The sequence below is a fragment of the Sorangiineae bacterium MSr11954 genome (assembly GCA_037157815.1).
Taxonomy (GTDB): domain Bacteria; phylum Myxococcota_A; class Polyangia; order Polyangiales; family Polyangiaceae; genus Pendulispora; species Pendulispora albinea.
In genome coordinates this window covers 2,190,676-2,215,406 of record CP089984.1, presented here as the reverse complement: position 1 = coordinate 2,215,406, position 24,731 = coordinate 2,190,676, and the positions used below count along the sequence as shown (strand labels likewise).

Sequence of the window (24,731 nt, the reverse complement as noted above, 5' to 3'; positions counted from 1 at the left end):
GAGTGTAATTCGCTTCCCGTGAACCCGGAGGCTGCACCGGTGGGGGCCGCCGAAGAAGAGCAATCGTTCGCCGTAGCCGACGACGAGACGAAGCTTTTTGTTCGCTCGAGAACGCGTGCCCCGCGTTCGGACACCGTCCAAGGAGAGGCCCTCCCGCCTGCAGCCGAGGACGAGGTTCGCGTTTTCCTTTGCGATGGCATCCTCTGCGACGGGTTCGTGTGGAAGTACTTATGGAACGATCTCGCTGACCTCGTTTCGCTGACCCACTGGCACTACCGTGGTCACGGACGAAGCGGAGCGCCGCACGATCCAGAACGGATCGACATCGCGGCGCACGCCGACGATCTGATGGCCGTGCGCCGCAAAGTTGGCGATCCGCCCGCGGTGCTCGTGGGCCACTCCATGGGCTGCCAAGTGGCCCTCGAAGGCTATCGCCGTCACCCCGATAACGTTCGCGGACTGATCCTCATCTGCGGAACGTTCGGCAAGCTGACGAGCACCTTCAAGGGGCTGCCTCTGCTGGACATGCTGCTGCCGAAGCTCCTCGATCTCGCCCTCAACCGCCCCGATGTGGTGCGTGCCTTGTGGTCGCGGATCCCGCCCGAGCTGGCGTTCAATGTCGCGGCCCGCATCGGCGAGATCGATCTCACCCAAGTTCAGCGCGAAGACATCATGCCGTACATGCAACACGTGCCCCACGTCGACTTCCCGCTCTTTCTGCGGATGCTTCGCGCCGCCGGGGAGCACACCGCGGGCGATTACCTGGGGCAAATCGATGTGCCCACGCTGATCATCACGGGCGAGCGCGATACCTTCACCCCACCTTTCTTGGCCGAGTCGATGGCAAAGGGGATCCCCGGCGCAGAGCTGATGGTCGTCAAGAACGGCACCCACGTGGCCGCCCTCGAACAACACGACATGGTCGACGCCAAGATCCGCGAGTTTCTGGAGACGCGCGTCCTTCCGGCAGCGAAGCGCGAGCCCGGGACATGACGGGCGTGCGCGTGCCCCGCGGTGGGGGATGTCGCCCGAGCCTGGTGGCGCTCATGCTGCTCCTGGCGGCGTGCGGCAAGGATGCGCGCAAGTCCGAATCGGCGACCGAAGGTGCACCGGCGGCGCAAAGCGGTGCTGCCCATGCGCCGAACGCGCCACCGGCGGCGGGAGAAGCGCAGGATGCGGGGGTCGCGGCGCGCAACGGTGAGGAGATGCGGGCGGGTGCGAACCCGAACGAAGGTACCTTTGCGGGGGCTACCCCCAAGGCCATCAAGTCGATTGGCCACACGTCGGTGGTGTTCAAGGTCGATTTTTCGAACGGCCAGCGGGCTGCGTGGAAGCCTCGTTCCAAGCGCGGAAAGACGCGCTACCGCGGCGAGGTCGCGGCTTACCGCCTCGCCCAAGAGCTGGGGCTCCACTACAACGTTCCCATCGCGTTCCCGATCCGCATCGCCCGCGAGGATTTGAACAAGGCCGCCCAGGGCAAAGACTCCGCCTTGCTGGAGGCCGAGCTCCTCGGCGAGCCCGATGGGAGCGTGCGTGGCGCGCTCATTCCGTGGATTCCAAAGCTGGAATTTTTCCCCATCGAGAGCGAAAAGACCCGCGCCGAGTGGGAGCGCTGGCTCTTCTCCGGGGCCGACATTCCAGAGAAAGATCGAGTCATTGCGGGCGACATCTCCACGGTGATCGCCTTCGATCTCATCACCGGCAACTGGGACCGATTCAGCGGCGGCAACATGGGGGCCAATGGCCCGGGCGGGCACCTGCTCTTCATCGACAACGACGGCGCCTTCTTCGACCCCGTCCCGCCGGGTCCTCTCGCGCGGCAAACGGCCCTCCTCCAGCGCACCGAGCGCTTTTCGAAGAGCTTCGTCGAAGCCCTGCGCAAGCTGGATGCCGGTGCGCTCGCGCGCGCCATCGGCGACGAGTCACCCGGCGAGCCTTTGCTGAGCCCCGCGGTCCTCCAAGGCGTGTTTGCTCGCCGCACGGCCGTTCTTGCCGCCATCGACAAGAAAATCGCGGCCCACGGCGAGCCCGCCGTTCTGTTCTTCCCGTAGCGAGGGCCGCTCGGGAGCTTCAGGAGCTAAAGAAGCTCAGGAACCAGCCTTCCCGCTCAGGGAAGGACGATGCCGCTGTACGGGCTGATCGAGTAGAGGAACACCAGGGCCACCGCGAGGGCGATGGCGCCGATGACGGCCAGCTTCGGACCACTGACGTCGTCTTCGCCCTCGATCAGGTCGTCTTTTCGCAGATCTGCCAGGGTACGCTCGGACGTGGATGCTTTCGTGGTCGCCATATCGCGCGAGAAGGAAGCTCACTTTCGGCTCGGATGCAAGGGGGTAGCGCGCTCAGGCCGGCAGAATGAGCGAGGAATCACCGAATTCGTGACCGAGGTACCCTCCCCGCTCGGCGTGCTCGTAGGCGCGGGCGAGCAACTCCCGGGGCGCAAAGGCGGCGAGCAGCGCAAAGTGGCTCGCCGCCGGATCGTGCACCCCCGTGAGGAGCCCATCGACGATCCGCGGCTCGAACCCTGGCCCGATGCGCAGGTTCGTCTCGCCCTCGCCCGGCGGCACGCGCCCGTCGTGGGCGCTGGCGGCACCTTCGAGCGCGCGCACCACCGTGGTGCCGATGGCGACGATCCTTTGCCCCGAGCGCCGCGCTGCTTGGATCGCCGCCGCCGTCTCGGCCGGGATGTCGTAGCGCTCCGCCAGCGGAAGGCGCGCATCGAGCTCGGGATCGCCGGTGGACGAGAGCCCCGCGGCGTGGGTGAGCGATGCGAGCTTGGCGCCGCGCCGGCGTAGCTCGAGCAAGAGACCCCAGGTGAGCGGACGACCCGCCGAGGGCATCTCCGCCGCCCAAGGGCGCGCGGCATAGGCGGTCTGCACGTCCCAGAGCGCCAGATCGCGCTCCAGGTACGCGTATTGAACCGGCCTTCCGATGCGATACAGATCGTGCAACGTCGCGTCCGTCCGCAAGGTGACCAGACGAGGCGATGCGGGGTCGATCGCTTCGATGCGGGCTTCGACGTGCGGGTCGGAGCGCGGATCGCGCCATCCTTCGAGGCGGAGGTCGGAGCGACCGAGGATCAGCGTGTCGCCCGCCTCGAGCCGTGGGGGCGCGGGGCGGTCCTCCGTCTTCGTCCGCCAGTCGCCCGCGCCGAAGAGCACCGCCTTCCATCGGGATGGAGCGCCTTGCCGCGCCAGCAGACGAAGCTCGATGGGATCGCCGGAGGCTGTGCGGCCGAAGAGGGATCCCGGCAGGGTCGCCGCGTCGTTGACGATCACGAGATCGCCGGGCCGGATCATCGCCGGCAGATCGCCCACCTTGGCGTCGCGGATCGTGCCCGCCTTTGGATCGATGTGGAGCAGTCGCTCCTCGAGCGGGTGCTCCCGTGGCCACGTTGCAGCGTGCATCATACGGAGCTCCTTTCGTTCTCGTTCTTCTTCGCGTTCGCGTCCTTGTTCTCGTTCGCGTGCTCGTCGTCGGCGGCCGCGGTGCGGGCCTCCAAGCGGGTGCCGCTGGGAATGCGATGGCGATGCGCGAGGATGGTGCCGATGCGGGCGGCCACCACCGCGGGATCCAGGAGGGTCGCCGGATCGGCGTCGGGGATCGCGTCGCGGTGCATCTTTGTGTTCATGTCGCCGGGGTCGATGCTCAGAAACTGAACCCCCGTGCCTTCGAGCTCCGCGGCCCAAATGCGCCCGAGGTGATCTTGCGCGGCCTTGGACACGCCGTAGGCCCCCCAGCGCGGGTACCCGTTCACCGCCGCGTCGGAGCTCACGAACACCACCACCCCGCGGCCGCGCAGCACCATGGGCCCCGCCAGCGCCTTGGTGAGCCGGAACGGCCCCAGCAAATTCGTCTCGAGCACCGCCAAAAGATCCTCACACGCGGTGTCGAGCAGGAGCGGCATCGGCAGAGGCCCCAGGCTGCTCGCGGCGTGCACCACCACGTCGATGGGCCCCACGAGCTCCGCCGCCGCGCCGGCGATGCCGTAAATGGCCTCCTTGTCGCCCACATCGGCGGCGATGGCGTGCGCGCGACCGCCCTCGGCCACGATGGATGCCGTCACCCGCTCGAGCTCCTCGCGTCCGCGCGCCACCAAGGCGACCTGCGCGCCCCGCTTTGCAAACCAACGTGCGAGCCGTTCGCCAAGGCCCCGGCTCGCACCCGTGATCACTACGCCTCGTCCATTCCAGTCCATGATCGCGTCCTCCTGGACCCGATGGTGCGCCTCGCCTGCCACTCCGATGGCAAGCTTGCCAATCTATTGGCGGCGATCCATCGTGTCGTCATGACCGAGGAGCTGGCTACCCGACTGGGCAAGAACATCCGTCAGCTGCGCGAGGCGCGGGGCTTGACGCAGCAGCAGATGGCCAAGATGGCCAATGTACCGAGGGCCACCTGGGCGAACGTCGAATCCGGCACCGCCAACCCGACCTTGTCCGTGATGCACGCGGTGGCCGAGGCCTTTCAAGTCACCTTGGAGGAGCTCATCTCCACCCCGCGCGCCGCGTGCGCCTTCTACCCGCGCGACGAGCTCCGCACCCGCCAGCGCGGCGACGTGACCGTGCGCAAATTGCTTCCGGACGCCATCCCGGGGATGGAAATCGACCGCTTCGAGCTGCCGCCCCGGAGCCAGATGAGCGGCGTGCCGCACACGCCCGGCACGCGCGAGTACCTCACGTGCGAGAGCGGCAGCATCGTGCTGGTCGCCGCCGGCGAGCGCTGGCAGCTCGAGCCCGGCGATCTGGTCGCCTTCCGCGGCGATCAGCGGCACTCCTACGCGAACCCGGGCGAGCGACCCGCGGTGGCGTACTCGGTGGTGGCGCTCGCGCGCGGCTAGGCACCGGAACCGGCGAGGCGGCCCGAGGCGACGCGGCTAGATCGGCGAGCCGTTGTCGAAGATGGCGAGCTCGAGGCCGCTCGGGCGAAGCGCCTCCATCGCATCGCGCGGCGCGATGGCTTGGCTCGGGGCCACGATGCCGCGCACCTCCAGGGCGCCGGCGAGCGCGCGCGCGACATAGAGCGCCTGAATTTCGGCCGTGAGCCCGTACGGATCGCGGCCCGACACGAAGACGCGCGCCGTGCGGCCGGCGCGGTGCGCTTCGGCGAGCAGATGGAACGGCATGGCGCGCGCTTCGCCCTCGGGGCCCTCGCTGGAGCGACCGATGGCGCGCGCGAGCAGCGGGCGCGCGAGGCGAACGGCGGCCGGCGCAAAGGAGCGCGTCTTTTGGAGCAGGCGCGCGGGGCCCCGGCCCATGGTCATGAAGGTGCGGACGGTGCGGGCGCCCGTGTGGCCGGGAACGACGATGGTCTCCGGGCTCGGGATGGAGAGCGCGGTCACCCGCCGGCCGTCGAGGGTGTCGAAGGTTTGTACGACGGTGGCCGGTGCCTCCCGGCGGAGCGCGCCATCGACGAACTGCCGGCTCTCCCCCGCGAAGATGGACATCACACTGAGCTTGGTTCCCCGCGTGGTCGTGTCCACCAGGCTCCCGCCCTCGCCGGGCATGTAGACGATGTCGAGCCGCTCGGGCGCACCGCCGACCCGCTCGGCCGCCACGTGCGCCGCCCAATCCGCGGGCGCGATCTCGTAGGCCATCGAGGGCGCGATGCAGGCTCCACTCGCCTCTGCGGTGGCACGGTAACGAAGCACCGCCAGCGCCACGAAGCTTTGCTCGCCGGTGGTGTCGGCATAGTGGATCCCCATGCGCGCGCAGCTCGCCAGAATGGGCTCCCCCACCTCGATGAACGGGCCGGCACAAGCGCAGACCACGCGCCGATCGCCGAGCGCCCGAACGATGGTCTCGGCGTCCTTGAGATCGACCACCGCCGTTTCGACCCCCCCGAGCGCCCGCGACAGCGCATCGAGCTTGGACCGATTCCGTCCGGCGACGGCAAATGCAATCCCGCGCGCACGAAGGGCCTCGCAGACGAGCCTCCCAGTGAATCCCGTGGCCCCAAAGACCAAAACATCCGCGCGTGCGCGCCCCATGAGCATGCCGACTCTAATCCCCTTCACCGCACCACGTCGAGCCGGCTTTCCTGCACGCGCCCCGCGGAGGCGCGAACGAATCGCGCACGTCCTGCACCGAGCGTCTCAGCCGGCGAGTTCATCGGCTGCACGAACATGCTCGAGCACGGCGCGGCCGAGCACGCGTCGTGGGCGTCGTGGGCGGCCACCAGCGGCAGGTCGAGCTTGCGCGCGGAGGGCCTGTCGGCGCGTTCCGTTTTTGGGACGGAGTTTGGGATGGGGCGACGTCATCCGCAGGTTCATCGGCTACCCGCCGAGCCCCCTCCACGCACGCCGAGCCCTCCGCACCGCGCCGAGCTCTCCGCGCACCCCGAGCCCCTCCACGCACGCCGAGCCCTCCGCACCGCGCGGAGCCCTCCGCACCGCGCCGAAGCTCGGCACCAGCCTCGCGATCGAGGCACAAAAAAGCGAAATCCACGAGCTCGTCGCTCGTGGATTTCAAAAGCGTTCCGTACCGCCATGGCCGGCGCCGGCTTGCATGACCCCTAGCCCTGACGGCTAGGTGGGAAACCAATGGTCGCGCATCAGGCTTCCGAGTTATCCGCGTTTTGACGCGCGGCCCGGCGTGCTCACAGAGCGACCGCTAATCCCCCGAATTCACGCCTGTAGGAGTCACGAATGCCGACAAGATCGAACCGGGCAGAGGGAACAACACCGCATAATAGGAATTCAAATCGACCCGTCAACGGCGCAAGATTCGGGCCCGCATGCTACGACGCCAAGCGATGGAACTGCGCAACGACCTACGAATCGCAATCGAGGACGACGAAGGCACCTGGACTTATTCCGCGCTTCATGCACGCGCACGCGCCATCGCGAAAACATTGCTCGCCGAGGCCCCGCGCGGAGCAAATGGCCCGGCGGCCGCATCGAGCCTGGGCGGCGAACGCGTCGCCGTGTTCGTCTCGCCCGGTGGACATTTCGTCGCCGCGTTCTTCGGCGTGCTGATGGCCGGCGGCGTGGTTACCGTGCTCTCGCCGCTGCACCCTTCGCGCGAAATGCTCTACTTTTGCGACGATGCCGGGGTGAAGACGGTCCTCGTCTCCCCCGATCTGGCCCCGCGCCTCGAGGAGGTCGCACGCGGCCGGCGCGTGCTGGGCACCGACGATCCGCGCTTCTCCGAGCCGGCGGACGACGCGGTGCTCCCGGCCCTCGCGCCCGACGCGGCGGCCCTTCAGCTCTACACCAGCGGCACCACCGGCAAGCCCAAAGGCGCCGTGCTCACGCACGAGAACCTCGCCACCCAACAGCGGGTGGTGGCCGAGGCCTGGGGCTTTGGCGAGGGCGACACCTTGCTCCACGCGCTGCCTCTGCATCACATGCACGGCTTGGCCATCGCGCTGCTGACCGCGCTCGGCGCCGGCGCCACCATTCGCATGCTCCCCACCTTCGACGCGCAGCGCATCTGGAACGAGCTGCCGCGCGCCACCGTGCTCATGGCCGTGCCGACCATGTACACGCGCCTTCTGGCGGCCTTCGACAAAGCCGAGCCCGAGGTTCGAGCCGGTTGGCAGCAGGCGGCCCGCGCCCTTCGCCTGGCCACCAGCGGCAGCGCCGCCCTGCCCGTCACCCTCGCCGAACGCTGGCAGAGCATCGCCGGCATCATCCCCGTGGAGCGCTTTGGGATGACCGAAATCGGCGTCGGCATGACCAACCCCGTGCACGGCGTTCGCAAGCCGGGTCACGTGGGCCTCCCGCTCCCCACCGTGCGAACGCGCATCGTCGACGACCAAGGCGCAGAGGCCGCGAGCGGCGAGCTCTGGATCGCGGGCCCCAGCGTCTTCGCCGGCTACTACCAGCGCCCCGATGCGACGCGCGACGCGTTCGTGATCACGGACGACGGCCAAGGCCCCTGGTTTCGCACGGGCGACACCGTCACCCGCGACGGCGACGGCTACTTCAAGATCCTGGGCCGCACCAGCGTGGATATCCTCAAGAGCGGCGGCTACAAACTGAGCGCCCTCGAGATCGAAGAGGCGCTGCGCGAGCACCCCGCCATCCGCGAGGTGGCCGTGGTGGGCGTGCCCGACGAAAACTGGGGCGACCGGGTCATCGCCTGTGTGGTGCCCCACGAAGGCCGCGAGGGCGAGTGCGCCTCCGAGCCCCTCCGCGCCTTCGCCAAGCAAAGCCTCGCTCCGTACAAAGTGCCGAAGCAGATCGCGCTCCTGGGCGAGCTGCCCCGCAACGCCATGGGCAAGGTGCAGAAGCCGGAGCTCACGAGGTGGCTGATCGCCGAGTGGCTGCCGGCCCACGAGGCGAGCTAAGGCTGGCTACGGCGAAAGCACCGCCGCCAGCGCAAATCCAAAGAGGCACACGCCCGAGGCGCGGTTCACCCAAACCAGGTGCGCCCGCGAAAGCCGCTGCCGCACCAAGCTGACCCCACCGCTGAGGGTGAACCACCACGCCGCCGATCCCAGAAACACCCCCGCGACCAACGCCAAGGTGCCATCCCACACGCTCGCGCCGGCCACGATGCCGAAGGACGAGAACATGGCCGCGAACGCCGCGATGGTCATGGGGTTCGTCACGGTGAGGCCGAAGGTGGAGAGCCACGCCGAAAGCGCGCCGCCGCCAGCCACCTTAGCCGCGTTGGCGCCCTCGCGCGGCACCTCGGCGCGCACGGTGCAGTAAGCGAGGTACGCCAAGTAGCAAGCGCCCACGACGCGGAAGATGCGCTGTTGCGCGGAGAACGACGAGGAGATGGCGGCCACGCCGAGACCGGCCACCAAGCCGTACAGGGCATCGGCGGTGGCAGCGCCGAGACCGCAGAAGAAGCCCACGCGGCGCCCGTCGGTCAAGGTGCGGCGGATGCACAAAACGCCGATGGGGCCCACGGGCGCAGCCACGGAGAAGCCCAGAAGAAGGGCCTTCACGAAGACGGGGACCATCGCGCCTAGCCTTGCTCCAGATGATCGAGCGGCGGGGTCGCGCTCTCCTTCACCGTGGACATGACGATGGAGGTGCGGGTGCCGAGCACCCCTTCGATCGACTTGAGCGTGTCGCTCACCAGGATCTCGAGCGCGCGCAGATCGGGCACGCGCACCTTGAGCCAATAGTCGTCGTCGCCCGCCATGTGATGGCACTCGACCACGGCTTCTTCCCGCTTGATGCGCTTCAAGAACGCCGCGCGGTGCGCCGGGCGATCGAGCCGCACCGCGATGTAGGCCGTCACCCCGAGCCCCAGCTCGCCCGGGTCGAGGAGGGCCGCATAGCCGCGGACGAGCCCCAGCTGCTCCAGCTTTTTGACCCGCTCGGCCGCCGCCGGACCCGAGAGCCCGAGCTCCGCGCCAATATCGGCCCAGCTCATACGGCCGTTCGCAGCCAACAGGCGCAGAATCTTGATATCCACTGCATCGAGGCGATCCGCCTTACGATTCGAAAGCACAATGGCGCATTGTTCGATGTTTCCATCGAAAATCAACCCAACGGCTTACGAAAAATCAGCGACCGCGCATTTCGCGACGGATTTCATCGCTTCGGGCCAGGCCGACGTTGCGCCAGAGGATGCGGCCGTCGCGACCGAGCACGACCACGGTGGGCACCGAGTGCACGTCGCCGAAGGGGCCGCCGCCGGCGATGGTCTCGGCGTCCGCGAGGGCCACGGGGAAGGTCACCCCCAGCTTGCTCCGATACATCTCGATGAGCTCGCGGTCCCGCCGCTCTTGCAAGGTGACCAGCGCGTAGGCCACGCGATCGCCGTCGTTCTTGGCCATGGCGACCAGGAAGTCGACCTGCGCCTGGCTCGCGAGATCCCAGGTGGTGATGAAGGCGATCACCGCCAGACGCCCGCGCATGGCGGCGGAGCTCACCGGGCGCCCGTCGAGCGAGGCGTACTGGAAGATCGGCGGCGGCTTGTCGGGGGCGACCGGGACCTGGGAGACGCCGACGGGCGTGGAGGCCTTCTCGCTGCCGCACCCGAGCGCGCAACCGCCCAACAGAAAAGCCAGCACCGCGACTGCCACGCGAGGCGCCCGCATCAGTCCTCTTTCGAGCCTTTTTGCCCGGTGAAGCCGTCTTCCTTCTCGGCGAAGAGCACGTTGAAGGTGGTGAGCGAGCCGTAGCACTGGGTCACGTACTGCTGCATCTGCACCTTGTCCTCGTCGGAGAGCTGCGGGTGGCCGTTGATCTTTTGCTCGAGCACGCGCAGCCGGTCCCGGATCATCACGATCTTGTGGAAGAGCGATTCGATGGGGACGCGCTTCTCCGCCGTCCCCTCCTTGCCCGGCTTGAGGATCACCTCGCCGCCGGTCCAGCGACCGCCCAGCTTGACCTCGCTCACCCCGAGCTCGTCGCGAATCACGTACCGAAGCACCCGCCGAAATTCGTCCGCATCCATATCGAGCAACTCCTCCGGAATCTCCACCGCTGCCGCGATGTCCTCGTCTCCATCCACCTCGGCGGACGCAGGGCCGCGCGTCTCCGTGCGCGCCCTGCGCTCCGTGCGCGTCCGCTCGGGGCGCCGCGCGCTCTTGGCGAAGGCGGCGAACGTGCCGCGCATCACGTACTGCGAGCACGTGTTCGTCTCGCGCAGCGGCGAGGGCCACACGCCGAGCAAGCAATCGCCCGTGCGGTGCACCTCACCGTTGGCGTCGATCGACTCGGTCACCCTCACGAACCGCGCGCACGTGCCGCACCGGTTCGACAGCCCCGCCGCTTCTTTCTCGCCCGCGCTCGCGTCCCGCTCGTCCACCGATCACCTTCTGCCTTGTGCGCGCAAGGCTAGCAAAGAAGGCGCTTTCGCATCGAAAGAGTTCCGCGCCGGATCGTCCTATTTCCGGCCCTATCCGCGGAACGTGAACAAGTCGACGAACTTGGTCATCACGTCGGGCACGGGGTGTCCCTGGCGGCGGTGGGCCACGATGGCGTGCGCGAGGACTTCGACCGCGTCGTCCAGGGGAACGTGGCGCAAGGTCCCTCCTCCGTAGGGCGCGCCGTCGATTTCGGCGCCGTCGGTGAAGGAGCGGCCGTCGGAGAGCGGCTCGTGGGTCACCGAGTGGAGCTCGTCGCCCGAGCCGACCCGGCAGATCAAGAGCTCCACGAAGTGCAGGTAGAGCGAGCGCACCAGCACGATGGTGCACGCGCTGCGGTCGTCCGGCGCCGCGGCCGAGGTCTCGCCCAACCATGCCCGCCAGGGGCAATCCCCCTCCAGCGGCCCCATCGCGCGCACGATGCGAAGGCGAAGCTCCTCGTCCCCCTCCACGCCAAGGAGTGGCGCGTAAATCGCCACGGGCGGTACGCCCAGGGTGGGAACGTCGGCATCGAGGGCATCGAGCCAGGTCTCCCGAATGTCGCGCGGAAGATCGCCGTAGGTGAGCGCGGCGGCCCACGCGGCCTCGGCATCGCTCGCGAGCGCCTGCAACCACACCCGCCAAGCGCCGAGAGCGGGCTCTTGTGGGTCAGTCGGAGGCAAAGCAGGTCTCACTTTCGTGTGCGCAGCACATCGAAGAGCTGGCAGAGGTTAGTACGTCGCCCCCGCGGTTCCTAGCTAAACTACACCCTCCACGGCCTCGATGGCGGGCGAAGAGCAAGGGTTGCCGTATCATTCTTGACAGCACTTGCCGCTCCCGCTGATGGTCTCGTCGTATGCCATCTCCGCCTTTCTCCTCAGCTCCAACGCCGCCCGTTAAGGCCGCAGCCGATTCCCCGGAGGTTCATGCCCGGGTCCTCGAAGGCATGTCGCTGGTTGTGAGCCTGGCGCGTCAGATGCACCAACACCTGGGCGCGAGCCTCGGCTTCGAAGATCTCGAGGCGATTGGTCGCGAAGGTCTGCTGGACGCCGCCCGCAGCTTCGACCGCGAGCGCGGCATCCCCTTCTTGCGCTGGGCGAGCCTGCGCATCCGCGGATCCATGATCGACGGGGCCCGCGCCCATGGCTCGCTCCCCCGCCGGGTCTACCGAAAGCTCCGCGCCTTGGAGGCCGGCGACCGCATTCAAGAGGTGGTGGCCGAGGAGCTGGCGGCCAACCCACCCAAGGGCGCGGAGGCCGCCGATGAAAAGTTGGACGACGCCCTGGCCAGCATGGCGATGGCCATGGCCGCGGCGTTCCTGGCGCCGCAAACGCAGGGCCTCGATGAGATCATCCACCCGGACACGGAGTCGCCCGAGGAGGCCTTTGCGCACGCCGAGCTCATGAACCGCGTCCGCGCGGCCATCGACAAGCGCCCCGAGAACGAGCGCACCCTGCTCGAGCGCCACTACTTCGACGGCGTGACCTTCGAGCAAGCGGCCGCCGAGATCGGGCTCTCCAAGTCGTGGGCGAGCCGCCTCCATGCGCGCGCCATCGAGGCGATCGCGCGCGAGCTGCGGCGCACGGGCATCAAAGAGTAAGGGCGCGCGCGACCTTCGGTGCTACAACGCGCGCCATGAAGGAGCGCCAGCGAATCGTCGTGGCCATGAGCGGCGGGGTGGACTCCGCCGTGGCCGCCGCGCGGCTGCACGATGCGGGGCACGAGGTGGTCGGCGTCACCTTGCACCTATGGGACTACCCCGACGATCCCGACGCCAAAGGCGGCCACGGCCGCTGCTGCGCCCCCGAAGATCAATACGATGCGCGGCGCACGGCCGACGCGCTCGGGTTCCCGCACTACACCTTCGACCGGCGCGCGCTCTTCGCCGAGCAGGTGGTGGCGCCCTTCGTCGATGCATACGTCACCGGCGAGACACCCAGCCCGTGCACCACGTGCAACCGCGAGGTGAAGCTCGCCGAGCTCTTTGCCATCGCCGATCGCCTGGGCGCGCACGCCGTCGCCACCGGCCACTACGCCCGCGTCGGGCGCGACGCGGACGGCACGCCGTACTTGCTCACGGGGCGCGACGAGAAGAAGGACCAGAGCTACTTCCTCTACGCCACGCCTCGCGCCAAGCTCGAACGCCTGGTCTTTCCGCTGGGCGAGAGCACCAAGGCCGAGGTGCGCGCCGAAGCGCTGGCGCGCGCGCTCCCGGGCGCCAGCAAAGGCGAGAGCCAGGAGCTGTGCTTCGTGGGCGGCGGCGAGCACGCGTACACGCGCTTCGTCGAGGAGCGCAGCGCGCACCGCGTGAGGCCCGGGCCCATCGTCGACGACGCCGGGCGCACCGTCGGAGAGCACGGGGGCGTGCACCGCTTCACCGTAGGCCAGCGCAAAGGCCTCGGCGTCGCGCTGGGCCGCCCCATCTGGGTCACGCAAATCGACGCGGCCACCAACACCGTGCACTTGGGCGACGAGCGCGCCCTCGCCGCCACCGGCGCGTACCTCGATGACGTGGTCCTCGCCCCCGGCGTCGCCCTGCCGCTCACCGCGCGCGTGCGCATTCGTTACCGCCACCCCGGCGCCGACGCGAGCATCACGTCTGCCCCCGAGCCCGGCTCGGCCCGTCTCACCTTTCGCGAGCCGGTTCTCGCCCTCACCCCCGGGCAAATCGCGGTGTTTTACGACGGCGACCGCGTCCTCGGCGGCGGACGGCTGCGCGTCGCCACGAAGCTGCGCGATGCGGGCCCCGAGCTTCAGGCGCTCTCGGATCCGGCTTGACCCGCGGCGCCAGCGGCTACCTCGGCGGTCTTCGGCAGCATCGGCGTCATCGTCATCGGCGGCTCGGACGTTGTGGCCTCTTGGCGAGGTCCGATCTAGAACGAACGACACGACTCGCTTACCCTAGGATATCCGCATGAGGCTCTTTCGAGGACTCGTTCCCGTCGCCGTCTCGACCGCGCTGCTCGGTGTGGTGCTCGCGCCCGCGTGCGCATCCATCGGTGAAGGGGAAGGCTCCATCCGAGGAACGGTCAACGTCGCCAATTGTTGGTCGGGCAACTTCGATCTCGCGCCCGACTTCTACGCCGGCGTTCCGTACCGCGACAGCCTGCAGCTGCGCATTCAAAAGGGCGGCGACTTCGAGACGTTCAGCGACGGCGTCATGATCCTCGTCGACGACGTGCACGACATCCGCGGGGATCGCGGCAAGCCCGGAAAGCTGGGGCAGCCGCTGAAGGTCGGCCTCCCCGTGGGGGTCACCCCGCCGGGCGTCCCGGTCATCCCCGATCCCGATCCGGCCACCGTGCACATGACCATGTACCTTCAGCGAACGTGCCGCACGCAGAACATCGCGCTGAACGCCGTGGCCGTCGCATCGCTCAACCCCGATGGCACCTGCAATGCGCTGCCGGGGGGCGAGGACTTCCCGGTGCCCGCGTGCCAAGGATCCGCACCACCCCCGCCGCCCCCAGGCGGCGATGGAGGCACCGACGGCGGTGGCGCAGTGGACGGCGGCGCTTCAGTGGACGGCGGTGCGTCCACACCCCCGAGCCTCGGCTACAGCACCATCACGTTCAACCATCTCTTCAACGCCGTGCCCCACGAGACGAAGGCGGCCGAGCGCTTGAGCGAGGGCAACTTCGATGTGTACCTGGTCGATCCACGCGAGATTTGCCCGGGCGGCTTGGGTCCTCCGCCGCGCTGTCGCGCGCACTTGCAGGGCCGCTTCAAGTTCTACTTCGAGCGCGGAAAGCCTGGGCAACCCTTCCCGTAGCTCCGCCGTCTGCGCGCAGCGGTTTGCGTCCGGCGCGGCGTAGGTCCGGCATCCTGCAGGTCCAGCGCAGCGAGGTGCGGCAAGCCGCGCCATGGGTAGAGCTCCGCCGTATCACGCCATGCGCGACGTAGCGTCGCTTGCGTGGTTGGGGCAGGCTCGATAACCTTCCCGTAGAGATTTCAATCGTGCGAGATTTTCAGACGTTCTGTGCGCGTTGCGCGGGAGCGGTCCTTGCCGTTTGCCTGATGGGGAATGGCGCCGTCCATGCGCAATCGCCCACCGCGACCGGTGCGGCGCCCAAGAGCGTCGATCCGCCCGGCGATGCTCGGCCGCCGGCCCGCGGCGCGGCGGCCTTCGACCAAGGGCAAGCCGCATGGGGACGCGGCGACTTCGACGTCGCCGAAGCGCAGCTCCGAGAGGCCATCGAAAAGGGCGGCCTTGGACGCAAAGACTTTCTGAAGGCGTACATCTACTTGGGCTCCGCCCGGGCCGTGTTGAACAAGCCGCAGCACGCGGCCGCCGCATTTCGCATCGCCGCCTCGCTCGATCCCTCGTTCCGCGTGCCGTCGGAGGCGGGAAAGAAGGCCGCCCGCGTCGCCGAGGCGGCACGAAGACAGCGCTTTCCAGCCCCGTCCATCCGCGCCGAGGCCCCCTCCGAGATCCCGCCGGGACGTCCCTTTCGCGTCGAGGTATCGCTGGTCTCGCACCCTGCGCGCACCGCGGGCCCGAGCGCGCTCGTGCTCCTGCGCGCGGCGCTCCACGTGAGCGACGGGCTGACCAACGGATACACGATCGACCAAGCGGCGGGCGGGCATGTGAGCTTCGACGTCCCCGAGAAGATGGCCACCGAGGGCGCCCATTTGTTCGTGCGCGCCAGCGGGCTCGATGATCACGGCAACGAGCTAGTGGCGAGCGAAATCCAAGTGCACGTCACCGGCGCCGCCCCGGGCGAGGTCGCGCAAAAGGGACCGATCCCGCTGGCCCCCGAGGCCGTCCCGCCGCCCCCGGCCCCCGTCGCCAAGATGCCCCGCGCGGGGGTGATCGACGCGCGCTTCTCCGCGCCCCCGCCGGCTGCCGACAAGGCGGACAAGGACCGCGGGGCGAGCTCGAAGGGCTTCTGGTCCACGCCTTGGCCGTACATCCTCGGCGGCGCGGTGCTCGCGGGGGCGGGCGCGGGCGCGTATTTCCTGCTGCGTCCCTCGGACCAAGTCACCGTCACGCCCGTCCAAGTTCAAAGCCTGCAAGCTCAAGCCTCACCGTGAAGGAGATCCCAGACGTTGCCGAACGATCGCGTCCACCGTCCCGATTCCACAGGTAACAGCGCCTCCTCGGGCGGCGGTGGGAGCGGCGCTGCGTCGGATCCGAGGGCGGGGACGTATTTTCTCGGCCGCTATCGGGTGGTCGACGAAATTGGCATCGGCGGGATGGCCAGCGTGCACCTGGCGCGCATGGATGGTCTCGGCGGCTTCCAGAAGTGGGTCGCCATCAAGAAGATCCACGCGCACCTCTTGGAGGACGAGTCGTTCGTCCAGATGTTCCTCGACGAGGCCCGCATCGTCGCGCGCATCTCGCACTCCAACGTGGCGACCGTCTTCGAGCTGGGCAAGCACGAGGACTGCTACTGGATCGCCATGGAGTACCTGCACGGCGAGCCGCTGCGCGAGTTGATGCGCCGCACCGAGGAGCTGGGCACCCCCATGCCGCCCGAGATCGCGTGCCGGGTCATCGCCGACGCCGCCGAAGGGCTGCACGCCGCCCACGAGCTGGTGGGCAAGAACGGCGAGAAGCTGCAGCTCGTCCACCGCGACGTGACGCCGCACAACCTGTTCGTCACCTACGACGGCACCACCAAGGTCGTGGACTTCGGCATCGCCAAGTTCGCCTCGCGCATCTCGAACACGCGCGCGGGCACCTTGAAGGGCAAGCTCGCGTACATGTCGCCGGAGCAGGTGCACGGCGAGCCGATCGACCGGCGCACCGATCTGTTCGCGCTGGGCGTGGTGCTCTGGGAGCTCACTACCGGGCAGCGCCTCTTCCGCATGGACAACGACCTGGACACCCTCGCCAAGGTGCAAGAGTGCAACGTCCCGCGTCCGAGCACCTTGGTGCGCGGCTACCCGATCGATCTCGAGAAGATCGTGATGAAGGTGCTCGCGCGCAACCGCAACGAGCGCTTCAAGACCGCCCGCGAGCTCTCCCGCGCGCTGCAGTCGCTGCTCATGCGGCGCGGGCTCTTCATCGCCAGCGACGAGGTGGCGTCCTACGTTCAATCCATCTTCGCCGAGCGGATCCAGAAGCGCGAAGCGCACCTGCGCTGGGCGGCGGAGGTGACGCAGACCATCAATGTCGAGAGCCTTCGCCTGCCCGAGGGCGGCGTCTCCAGCTTCGATCACGGTCTGCACCCGGCCTTCCAACCCGACGCCAAGGTCTCGAGCCCCGGACCCGCGCGGCTCCCGGCGCCGAGGCCGGCGGCGGGTGTGCCCGCGCGCCGCGAGCAAGGCATGCTCCGAACCGCGGAGACACCGTCCCTCGAAACGCCGGCCACCAGCGTTCGCCCGTACGACGATGGGCCAACCTTGCAAGGCTCGCTCCCCGACTTCGGCTACCAAGGCGGCGAGGAGCTGGACGACGACGACACCCTCGTCGCCAAGGGCTCGCGCTCCGGAGAGAACGCGGCGGTCACCACGCAGCCGGGGCAGGTGCCGCTCCCTGCCGCGGGGCGCCCGGTGGATCCCTTTCACGTCCCCGATGCCCGCGTCTCCTTCGCCGATCAAGCGCCGGCGGCGGCCTCACCGTTCGCCCTTCCGCAGCAGAGCCCCTTCCCGGGCGACTTCGCCCATCAGCCCACGGTGCCCGCGCAGCCGAACCCCTTCATGCCCGAGCTCGGGCTCGCCCCCGCGGCCGCGCCGGATCCGCGTTGGCCGGCATCCATGGGCGCTCCTCCCCAGCCGCCGCCGGTCGCTCCGCCGGACCATGACAACCGAACGCGGACCGCACGCTCGGCGAAGCAAGGCATCCCCATGTGGGTGGTGGCGCTCGGCTCGGGGCTGCTGGCGCTCCTGTTCGTGGGCGCCATCTATGTGCTCCTCTCCGGAACCTTGGTGGGGGACAAAAGCGCGGCCAATGCGGCAGGCGCGGGGACGGAAAAGTCCACGGCGCTTCCGCCGCCGAGCGCCGGCGCGCAAGGCCCGTTCGGCAATGCGCGCGATGCGTTCACGGCCGCCATCGCCCCGACGACCAAGGCGACGGAGCCTGTCGCGCCCGCGCTGGACGACAAACCCGCGGCGCCCGCGCCGCCGGCTCCCTCGGCCGATCCGACGGGCAAGGGCGCCGGCGGATCGGCGGCGGCGGCTTCGGCGAGCGCGGCCCCCGCGCCGATTGCCACGTCGCCGGCGGCGACGCCCACCTCGCCGGGCGGCAAGCCCAAGTCGGAGACGACCCGTTCGGACCTGGCGAAGAGCGACGGTCCCACGCGCGTAAACAGCGGTCCCGTGGAGCGGCGCGCCGAGAAAACGGGCCTCCTGACGGTGATCTGCAAGCCCAGTCCGTGCGACGAAGTGTTCGACAACGGCAAGCCCCTCGGCGCCTCGCCCATCTACCGGCAAAGCGTCTCGGTCGGCGAACATCGGCTCACCTTGAAGACGTCGAACCCCCCCGTCACCAAGACGCAAAGGACGACGGTCGCGGCGGACGAGCTCAATATCCAGCAAGTGACCATGACACCGTGAGCGCCTTCCGCGGACCTTGCGTCTTTCTCGTCGCCGCATGCGCGATCGCCGTGGTCGGAGGGGCGGCGTGCGACCGCAAGCCGGAGGTCTCGTTCACCCTTCGCGCGCCCGCCGGCATCCGCGATCAAACGGCGTGGTACGAGATCGGCGTCTTTGCCAACGCGGCATGTCCGACGGACGAACAGCTCGCGGCCGGCATCCCCATCGCCGGCGCCACCGCGCGCGCCGCCTTCCGCAGGGACAGCCCCACCCGCCCGGCCATCGGCGATCTGGCGCGCGGCTCGTACGCGTTCGCGGCCGTCGCCAAGGGCGAGAACTGCAGCGTCCTCGCGGCAGGCTGCACCTCGGTCGACGTGGGCGATAGCCACGACGTCACCATCGCCTTGAACGTGAAAAACCCGCCCTCCCCCGGGTGCGGCGAAGGCACCGTGTGCACCAACGCGCAGTGCGCCCCCTCGAACGACAACGGCCAACCCAGCGTGGGCGCAGGGTGCTCGCTCGAGCTCCTCGGCGCCGGCCCGCTCGGCAACCCGCTGGGACTCTCGGGCACCATCGTCAGCCAGCCCGCCATCGTCCCCACCGAGCGCGGCTTCCTGATCGCCTACCGCGAATACGACGCCATCCAAGGGCTCTCGCGCCTCACGTTCATCCCGCTCGATCCCGGCGGCGGCATGGGCCGGATCACCACGAAAGATCTCCCCGGCCGCTGCGCCACCTCCGAGGAAGCCGACGCGGTCGGTCTCGCCTACGCCCCCGGGCAAGGCGGCCAAGCGGGCCAGGGGCTCGCGGTGGTCGCGCGCGCGACGTGCAACGAAAAATCGGGCTTCGATCTCTTCAACCTCGACAGCTCCGGAACGGTGACCAAATCGGCCGAGGACACGAGCGCCAGCTTCAACGGCGCCAAGCTCGCGCTCTCGCCCGCGCACGCGGTGGCCGTCAGCGAGCGCGCGAACGGCTTCTATGTGGCGGCGCTCAAAAACGGGCAAGCCATCGTGACCGCCGCGGCCGATGCGCGCTTCACCGCCGCGCCCATCCCCTTCGGCGGGAGCGCCCCCCACGGTGAAGCCTGGGTCGCCACCAGCGACAAGCTCTCCGCCTGGCTCGTCGCCTCGAGCAGCGGTGCGCCCTCGGGCGACGCAGGCGCCAACCCGCCGCCCGACGGCGGAAAGCTCCCCATCCTTCGCCTGCAGATGGCCGCCGCCGGCACCAACCCGTCGAGCCTCCCCGCCCCCGTGGAAATGCTGGGGGCCTGGGGCTCGTTGGCGGCACAAGGAACGCGCGTGGTCGTGGCCAGCGACGGCTCCGCGGTCGGGCAATCGCTCCTCTTCCGCGTCTTCGAGCTCGGCACCCCCGCGCCGAAGGTCGAGGAGAGCTTCAACACCGAGGCGGCCGGCAAGGTCCTCTTCGCCGATGTGGCCTATCAGAAGGCCCACGCCTTCTTTGCCGTGGAGCAGCCCGACGCCATCACCATCGTCGCCTACGATAAAATGACGACCGACCAGCCGACCTTCCTCCGCGAAGCGCAGCTCGCACGAAACCCGCGGGTCCCCTCGCTCAAGCAGGTGCGCGACGGCCGCCTCGCCATCACCGCCACCGACACCCGCGTGGCCGTCGTCTGGGCCACCGCCCGCACCCTCACCGATCACGATCCCACCGGCGGATACGCCGTTCTGGCCTGCCGGTAGCTCGGGATCGCCCAAAGGAGCGGCGCCGGGCAGAACATGCGCTAAGGAAGGGCCGTGCAGACACCGCGAAAGAAAATGCGAAGCGCGCGCTCCCTCGATCCGGCCATGGAGCTCGCCATCGTCGAGGTCGCGCCCGGTGGCGATGGCGTGGCCATCGTCGAACGCGCCGGTGAACGGCGCGCCGTCTTCGTCCGCGGCGCCGCCCAAGGCGACCGCATCGAGGCCAAGGTCGACTTTCGTTCGCGCCCCGCACATGGCCAGCTCGAGCGCGTGCTCAGCCCCGGCGCCGATCGCGTGGATCCCGCGTGCCCGCACGCCCAGCGCTGCGGCGGCTGCAATTGGATGCATCTTACAACCAACGCGCAGACCCGCATCCACCTGGAGCAACTTCGCGCGGCCCTCCCCGAAGCCTGGCGCGAGACCGACGTTCGCGCCGTGCCCGCCGTCACCCGCGAGCTGGGCTACCGCACCCGGGCCCGCGTTCACGTGCGCGCCTCCGGAGGACGCGCCATCGTCGGCATGCACGCGCCCTCGAGCCACGATCCGGTGGAGGTCGACGCCTGCCGCGTGCTCCACCCGAGCCTCGAGCGCGCGCGCCTCGGCCTCGGCGCGCTGTTCGAGCGCGCCCACGGCACCGGCGAGGTCGAACTCGCCCTGGGCCATCCCGCGGCGAGCGAGCGCCCCCACGTGCTGGCCGTGCGCTGGAGCTCCGTGCTGCCCCCGGAGGTGTACGCGCGGTTCGAGCGCGCCCTCTCGCCCGCGGGCCTGGCGGGCGCCAGCATCGTATGCGGCGAGGCCACCCGCCCCGCCATCATCGGCGATCCCACCCCGTGGATGCGCGGCCCCGACGGCTCGCCCCTCCGGCTCGCCGTGGGCGGTTTTGCCCAAGCATCGGAGGAGGGCAACCATAAGCTCGCCCAGCGCGTCGCCGAGCTCGCATCGGAGGCGATGGCGGCGGCCACCGATCGCACCAATGTCGTCGAGCTCTACGCCGGCGCGGGCAACTTCACGGTGCTCCTCGCGCGCATCCCCCACGCACAAACCGTGGCCGTGGAGTCCAACGCCGACGCCTGCCGCGCGGCGCAAGAGAACCTGAGCGCGCGTTCGCTCGCGGCCAAGGTCGTTCTCGCGGATGCCTCGAGCTACGCCCTGCCCAAGTCGCTTCAGCTCCTGGTGCTCGATCCGCCGCGAACGGGCGCGCGCGCCGTGGCCGAACGCTTGCGCGCGCAGCCCGCCCGCTTCGTCCTCTACGTCTCGTGCGACCTTGCCACCCTCGGCCGCGATCTCGCGATCCTCGCGCCCGTCTACCGGCCCCGCGCCATCGAGGCGTTCGAGCTCTTTCCGCAGACGAGCCACCTCGAAACGGTGGTCCTTTTGGAGCGGCATCGCTCGTGAAGACCCGCGTCGAGCCCCGCTTGCTCGAAGAAGCGCAGCGATTCGCCTTCCGCTTCGCCTGCGAAGACTGCGTTCACTTCCTAGATTCGCACCAATGCGCCCACGGCTACCCCCCTGCCCCGCGCCGCAGCGCCCTCACCGGCGCGGGCGAAGGAGCGACCCCCATCGCTCCGGAGGCGGAAATCACCTTCTGCAAGGAGTTCGAGCTCCGATGAGCGGCCCGTCGCACCCGCCGACCTTGCTCACCCTCGCGCGCCGCACCATCGCGCACGAGGAGCTCCTCGCACCGGGCGACGCCGTGGTCCTGGCGATCAGCGGGGGCCGTGACTCCATGGCGCTCCTGCACGTGATGAGCCTTCTTGCGCGCGAGCCCCGGGCGCGCTACCGCCTGCTCGCCTTTGGCGTCGACCATGGTCTAAGGCCCGAGGCCGGGCGCGAGCTCGACACCGCGCGAACCTTCGCGCTCTCCTTGAACATTCCATTCGAGCGGGCCTCCGTTCGGCTGGATCCCGGCGGCAACTTGCAGGCGCGCGCCCGCGAAGCGCGCTACCACGCGTTGGAAAATGCCGCCTCTGCTTTTGGAGCCTCCGTGATTGCCACGGCTCACCATGCCGAGGATCGCGCCGAAACGTTTCTTTTGCGCTTGCTCCAAGGATCTCGTCCGGCCGGTCTGGCGGTGTTGCCCCCCAAGGCCGAAGGGCGCATTCGCCCGCTGATCCGCGCCGATCGCACAACCATTGACGCACACATAACGCGTCACGACATCCCCTATGCCGATGACCCATCCAACGCCAACCCACGCTTCGCGCGGGCGCGGGTGCGCCGTGAGCTCATGCCGGTCCTGCGGGACCTCAACCCAAAAATCGTCCAATATCTCTGCGACTTAGCAGACGAGCTCGCTCCTCTTGGCGAAGCTGCAGCGGAGCGTGGACACGCCTATCCCCTGCCGCGTGCGACGCAGATTGCGCTCAACGAACTCCGCAGGACCCAATCGCGCGCCACACGCATCCAACTGCCTGGAGGCCTTGTCGCCATGGCGGATCGGACGCACGTTTGGTCCGAGACCGCTGAGGCATCCGTGCGGGAAACCCCTTCCGCACGGCGACCAAGGCACCCCGTTCCCGAAGACTGATGTCCCGGTGTTTTCTGCTATCCCGCGTTCCCCGTGGATGCGTCGTTGGTTCGATGGTACTCGTTAATGGACTCTTTTTCTGGCCGGCCTTCGAGGTAAAAACGTGAAGCAATCGCATAAAACGCTGCTGCTGTGGGTGCTGCTGATCATCATGTTTTTGGCGATCTGGAAGTTTCTCAGCCCCGAAGACAGAAGGCAGCCCGTCGCGTTCAGCGAGTTCCTCAACGAGGTACACGCCGGCCACGTCGACGACATCAAGATCAAAGAGCGCGAGTACATCTTCCGCGTTCACACGGGCGACGCGACCAAGGCCACCGTGCAGAAGGAGACGGTCGGCCCCCTCGCGGACGAAGCCCTGCTCTCGACCCTCAAGCCGGATTCGAAGGAAGCCCCCGCGCCGAAGATTTCGTTCGAGCGCGAGGACGCCTCGCCCTTCTGGTCGAGCACCCTCATCACGCTTTTGCCGATGCTCTTCATCGGCGTGATGTTCTTCCTCTTCATGCGCCAGCTCCAGGCGGGCGGCGGCAAGGCCATGAGCTTCGGCAAGGCCAAGGCGCGCATGCTGAGCGACTCGCAGAACAAGGTCACGTTCGCGGACGTCGCGGGCGTCGACGAGGCCAAGGACGAGGTCGAAGAGATCATCGCCTTCCTCAAGGACCCGAAGAAGTTCCAGCGCCTGGGCGGCCGCATCCCCAAGGGCGTGCTCATGATCGGGCCCCCCGGCACGGGCAAGACGCTCCTCGCACGCGCCATCGCCGGCGAGGCGGGCGTGCCCTTCTTCAGCATCTCGGGCTCCGACTTCGTGGAGATGTTCGTGGGCGTGGGCGCCAGCCGCGTGCGCGATCTGTTCGAGCAGGGCAAGAAGCACGCGCCCTGCATCATCTTCATCGACGAGATCGACGCCGTCGGCCGTCATCGCGGCGCGGGCCTCGGTGGTGGTCACGACGAGCGTGAGCAGACCCTGAACCAGCTCCTGGTCGAGATGGACGGCTTCGAGTCCAACGAGGGCGTCATCATCATCGCGGCCACCAACCGCCCCGACGTCCTCGACCCGGCCATCCTGCGCCCCGGTCGTTTCGACCGCCGCATCACGGTCACCCGTCCCGACGTGCGCGGCCGCGAAGCCATCCTCCGCGTCCACGCCAAGAAGACCCCGCTCGCACCCGACGTCGACCTCGAGACCATCGCGCGCGGCACCCCGGGCTTCTCGGGCGCCGACTTGGAGAACCTCGTCAACGAGGCCGCGCTGCTCGCCGCCCGTCAGGACAAGGACGCCGTCTCGATGACCGACTTCGAGATGGCCAAGGACAAGGTCTACATGGGGACCGAGCGTCGCTCGATGGTCATCAGCGACGAGGAGAAGCGCAACACCGCCATCCACGAGGCGGGGCACACGCTCATCTCGGTGCTCATCAGCCACCACGATCCGGTGCACAAGGTCACCATCATCCCGCGCGGCCCGGCCCTGGGCGTCACCTGGTACCTGCCGAAGGACGATCGCCACAACCTGAGCAAGGAGCAGGCGGAGTCCAGCATCGCGGTGGCCTTGGGCGGCCGCATCGCCGAGGAGATCATCTTCGGGCGGCTCACCACCGGCGCGGGCAACGACATCGAGAAGGCGACGGACATCGCCCGCAAGATGGTGTGCGAGTGGGGCATGAGCGAAAAACTCGGCCCGCTGGCCTACGGCAAGAAGGAAGAGCAAGTCTTCTTGGGCCGCGACTACGGCTCGCGCCAGCAGGACTACTCCGAGCAGACCGCGGTGGAGATCGACCAAGAGGTGCGCCGCATCGTGGGCGATCAATACAAGAAGGTGTACGAGCTGCTCGCGCTGCACAAAGAGAAGCTCGAGTCCTTGGCCAACGCCCTCATCGAGCGCGAGACGCTCGACTCCGAAGAGATCTCGGCCGTGTTCGATGGCCGCGAGCTCCCCAAGCGCGACCGGGTGATCATCCCCACCTACGCGGAGAAGGAAAAGGCCGCCAAAGAGAAGCGCAAGGTCGCTAGCATTTTCGGCGGCCCGCCGAAACCCGCAACGTCGGGTTGATACGCCGTCGTGACAGGCGTGTCCGACGCGTAACGTTACAGCGACCCTTGCTCGGCCCGCAGCATGAGACTACGTTGCGGGCCCCAGAGCACCAAAACAGGTTGACGGACCAAGGATTCCGAGGATTTCCGAGCAGTCATGCGAAGGAATCCGCGGGCCGACGGGGGTCGACCTGTTCGGTGTTTTAGGACGGTAATCTCCGGCTAAATCGGAGCGT

The 24,731-nt window shown here is 68.8% G+C and carries 23 protein-coding genes; 14 read left to right on the top strand and 9 right to left on the bottom strand.

The features are described 5' to 3' along the window. Nucleotides 1–18: 18 nt before the first annotated feature. Together LZC94_09095 and LZC94_09090 are read left to right on the top strand one after the other, a co-directional pair. Nucleotides 19–993 carry an alpha/beta hydrolase gene (locus tag LZC94_09095; GenBank protein ID WXB17423.1) on the top strand — a complete coding sequence of 325 codons (975 nt, stop codon included), beginning with the start codon at nt 19–21 and terminating at the stop codon, nt 991–993. Continuing rightward, nucleotides 990–2,051 carry a hypothetical protein gene (locus tag LZC94_09090; GenBank protein ID WXB17422.1) on the top strand — a complete coding sequence of 354 codons (1,062 nt, stop codon included), beginning with the start codon at nt 990–992 and terminating at the stop codon, nt 2,049–2,051. The genes LZC94_09095 and LZC94_09090 overlap by 4 nt, the downstream gene beginning before the upstream one ends. 56 nt (nt 2,052–2,107) lie before the next feature. Here the strand turns inward: LZC94_09090 and LZC94_09085 are convergent, their stop codons facing one another. From LZC94_09085 to LZC94_09075, 3 genes are read right to left on the bottom strand one after another with little or no spacing between them, the layout of a single operon-like run. Further along, nucleotides 2,108–2,290, bottom strand: coding sequence for a hypothetical protein (locus LZC94_09085; GenBank protein WXB17421.1), 183 nt, complete (start codon nt 2,288–2,290; stop codon nt 2,108–2,110). A 52-nt stretch (nt 2,291–2,342) separates the two neighbouring features. Beyond that, nucleotides 2,343–3,407, bottom strand: a complete 1,065-nt coding sequence (locus LZC94_09080; protein WXB20364.1) for an S-adenosylmethionine:tRNA ribosyltransferase-isomerase — start codon at nt 3,405–3,407, stop codon at nt 2,343–2,345. Continuing rightward, nucleotides 3,407–4,198 (bottom strand): SDR family oxidoreductase, encoded by a 792-nt coding sequence (locus tag LZC94_09075; protein WXB17420.1) that lies wholly within the window; start codon nt 4,196–4,198, stop codon nt 3,407–3,409. The genes LZC94_09080 and LZC94_09075 overlap by 1 nt, the downstream gene beginning before the upstream one ends. A gap of 90 nt (nt 4,199–4,288) precedes the next feature. On the opposite strand from LZC94_09075, the gene LZC94_09070 reads away from it, so the two are divergent. Continuing rightward, nucleotides 4,289–4,840 (top strand): XRE family transcriptional regulator, encoded by a 552-nt coding sequence (locus LZC94_09070; GenBank protein WXB20363.1) that lies wholly within the window; start codon nt 4,289–4,291, stop codon nt 4,838–4,840. 36 nt (nt 4,841–4,876) lie between these two features. Here LZC94_09070 and LZC94_09065 read toward each other — a convergent pair whose 3' ends face one another. Continuing rightward, nucleotides 4,877–6,016: a saccharopine dehydrogenase NADP-binding domain-containing protein gene (locus LZC94_09065; protein ID WXB17419.1), complete on the bottom strand. Its 1,140-nt coding sequence runs from the start codon at nt 6,014–6,016 to the stop codon at nt 4,877–4,879. Nucleotides 6,017–6,753: 737 nt separating this feature from the next. Here LZC94_09065 and LZC94_09060 point away from each other — a divergent pair. Continuing rightward, nucleotides 6,754–8,292 carry an acyl-CoA synthetase gene (locus tag LZC94_09060; protein WXB17418.1) on the top strand — a complete coding sequence of 513 codons (1,539 nt, stop codon included), beginning with the start codon at nt 6,754–6,756 and terminating at the stop codon, nt 8,290–8,292. 6 nt (nt 8,293–8,298) lie between these two features. Here LZC94_09060 and LZC94_09055 read toward each other — a convergent pair whose 3' ends face one another. The 5 genes from LZC94_09055 to LZC94_09035 form a co-directional block, all read right to left on the bottom strand. Beyond that, a complete protein-coding gene (locus LZC94_09055; protein ID WXB17417.1) occupies nt 8,299–8,916 on the bottom strand; it encodes a LysE family translocator in 618 nt (205 codons plus the stop codon). Nucleotides 8,917–8,921: 5 nt separating this feature from the next. Next, entirely contained in the window at nt 8,922–9,377 is a 456-nt protein-coding gene (locus LZC94_09050) for an Lrp/AsnC family transcriptional regulator (GenBank protein ID WXB17416.1), read from the bottom strand. 91 nt (nt 9,378–9,468) lie between these two features. Then, entirely contained in the window at nt 9,469–10,005 is a 537-nt protein-coding gene (locus LZC94_09045) for a TlpA family protein disulfide reductase (GenBank protein ID WXB17415.1), read from the bottom strand. Further along, nucleotides 10,005–10,718 carry a hypothetical protein gene (locus LZC94_09040; protein WXB17414.1) on the bottom strand — a complete coding sequence of 238 codons (714 nt, stop codon included), beginning with the start codon at nt 10,716–10,718 and terminating at the stop codon, nt 10,005–10,007. The genes LZC94_09045 and LZC94_09040 overlap by 1 nt, the downstream gene beginning before the upstream one ends. Nucleotides 10,719–10,808: 90 nt before the next feature. Beyond that, the gene (locus LZC94_09035; GenBank protein ID WXB17413.1) at nt 10,809–11,387 is read right to left on the bottom strand and encodes a hypothetical protein; all 579 of its coding nucleotides are present in this window, start codon (nt 11,385–11,387) and stop codon (nt 10,809–10,811) included. Nucleotides 11,388–11,701: 314 nt separating this feature from the next. Between LZC94_09035 and LZC94_09030 the strand changes: the two genes are divergently transcribed. The 10 genes from LZC94_09030 to ftsH all read left to right on the top strand — a co-directional run bounded on the left by LZC94_09030 (nt 11,702) and on the right by ftsH (nt 24,514). Further along, nucleotides 11,702–12,355: a sigma-70 family RNA polymerase sigma factor gene (locus LZC94_09030; protein ID WXB17412.1), complete on the top strand. Its 654-nt coding sequence runs from the start codon at nt 11,702–11,704 to the stop codon at nt 12,353–12,355. Between the two features lie 35 nt (nt 12,356–12,390). Beyond that, on the top strand, nt 12,391–13,533 hold the full coding sequence (gene mnmA / locus LZC94_09025; GenBank protein ID WXB17411.1) for a tRNA 2-thiouridine(34) synthase MnmA: 1,143 nt from the start codon (nt 12,391–12,393) through the stop codon (nt 13,531–13,533). Nucleotides 13,534–13,669: 136 nt separating this feature from the next. Continuing rightward, nucleotides 13,670–14,527 carry a hypothetical protein gene (locus LZC94_09020; protein WXB17410.1) on the top strand — a complete coding sequence of 286 codons (858 nt, stop codon included), beginning with the start codon at nt 13,670–13,672 and terminating at the stop codon, nt 14,525–14,527. 245 nt (nt 14,528–14,772) lie between these two features. Beyond that, nucleotides 14,773–15,789 (top strand): hypothetical protein, encoded by a 1,017-nt coding sequence (locus tag LZC94_09015; protein WXB17409.1) that lies wholly within the window; start codon nt 14,773–14,775, stop codon nt 15,787–15,789. Nucleotides 15,790–15,804: 15 nt separating this feature from the next. Next, a complete protein-coding gene (locus LZC94_09010) occupies nt 15,805–18,255 on the top strand; it encodes a protein kinase (GenBank protein WXB17408.1) in 2,451 nt (816 codons plus the stop codon). Continuing rightward, the gene (locus tag LZC94_09005; GenBank protein ID WXB17407.1) at nt 18,252–19,940 is read left to right on the top strand and encodes a hypothetical protein; all 1,689 of its coding nucleotides are present in this window, start codon (nt 18,252–18,254) and stop codon (nt 19,938–19,940) included. The genes LZC94_09010 and LZC94_09005 overlap by 4 nt, the downstream gene beginning before the upstream one ends. A gap of 54 nt (nt 19,941–19,994) precedes the next feature. Next, the gene (locus LZC94_09000) at nt 19,995–21,335 is read left to right on the top strand and encodes a methyltransferase (protein WXB17406.1); all 1,341 of its coding nucleotides are present in this window, start codon (nt 19,995–19,997) and stop codon (nt 21,333–21,335) included. Beyond that, nucleotides 21,332–21,550, top strand: a complete 219-nt coding sequence (locus LZC94_08995; GenBank protein WXB17405.1) for a hypothetical protein — start codon at nt 21,332–21,334, stop codon at nt 21,548–21,550. The genes LZC94_09000 and LZC94_08995 overlap by 4 nt, the downstream gene beginning before the upstream one ends. After that, nucleotides 21,547–22,467: a tRNA lysidine(34) synthetase TilS gene (gene tilS, locus LZC94_08990; GenBank protein ID WXB17404.1), complete on the top strand. Its 921-nt coding sequence runs from the start codon at nt 21,547–21,549 to the stop codon at nt 22,465–22,467. Before LZC94_08995 ends, tilS begins: the two co-directional genes overlap by 4 nt. 103 nt (nt 22,468–22,570) lie before the next feature. Further along, nucleotides 22,571–24,514 carry an ATP-dependent zinc metalloprotease FtsH gene (gene ftsH, locus LZC94_08985; protein WXB17403.1) on the top strand — a complete coding sequence of 648 codons (1,944 nt, stop codon included), beginning with the start codon at nt 22,571–22,573 and terminating at the stop codon, nt 24,512–24,514. Nucleotides 24,515–24,731 lie beyond the last annotated feature (217 nt).

Excerpts from the sequence above, each read along its gene's own strand:
- LZC94_09075 (WXB17420.1), bottom strand. The coding sequence starts at position 4,198 with ATGGACTGGAATGGACGAGGCGTAGTGATCACGGGTGCGAGCCGGGGC.
- LZC94_09045 (WXB17415.1), bottom strand. The coding sequence starts at position 10,005 with ATGCGGGCGCCTCGCGTGGCAGTCGCGGTGCTGGCTTTTCTGTTGGGC.
- tilS (WXB17404.1), top strand. The coding sequence starts at position 21,547 with ATGAGCGGCCCGTCGCACCCGCCGACCTTGCTCACCCTCGCGCGCCGC.
- LZC94_09080 (WXB20364.1), bottom strand. The coding sequence starts at position 3,407 with ATGCACGCTGCAACGTGGCCACGGGAGCACCCGCTCGAGGAGCGACTG.
- mnmA (WXB17411.1), top strand. The coding sequence starts at position 12,391 with ATGAAGGAGCGCCAGCGAATCGTCGTGGCCATGAGCGGCGGGGTGGAC.
- LZC94_09055 (WXB17417.1), bottom strand. The coding sequence starts at position 8,916 with ATGGTCCCCGTCTTCGTGAAGGCCCTTCTTCTGGGCTTCTCCGTGGCT.
- LZC94_09015 (WXB17409.1), top strand. The coding sequence starts at position 14,773 with ATGGGGAATGGCGCCGTCCATGCGCAATCGCCCACCGCGACCGGTGCG.
- LZC94_09030 (WXB17412.1), top strand. The coding sequence starts at position 11,702 with ATGTCGCTGGTTGTGAGCCTGGCGCGTCAGATGCACCAACACCTGGGC.
- LZC94_09070 (WXB20363.1), top strand. The coding sequence starts at position 4,289 with ATGACCGAGGAGCTGGCTACCCGACTGGGCAAGAACATCCGTCAGCTG.
- LZC94_09085 (WXB17421.1), bottom strand. The coding sequence starts at position 2,290 with ATGGCGACCACGAAAGCATCCACGTCCGAGCGTACCCTGGCAGATCTG.
- LZC94_09020 (WXB17410.1), top strand. The coding sequence starts at position 13,670 with ATGAGGCTCTTTCGAGGACTCGTTCCCGTCGCCGTCTCGACCGCGCTG.
- LZC94_09060 (WXB17418.1), top strand. The coding sequence starts at position 6,754 with ATGGAACTGCGCAACGACCTACGAATCGCAATCGAGGACGACGAAGGC.
- LZC94_09090 (WXB17422.1), top strand. The coding sequence starts at position 990 with ATGACGGGCGTGCGCGTGCCCCGCGGTGGGGGATGTCGCCCGAGCCTG.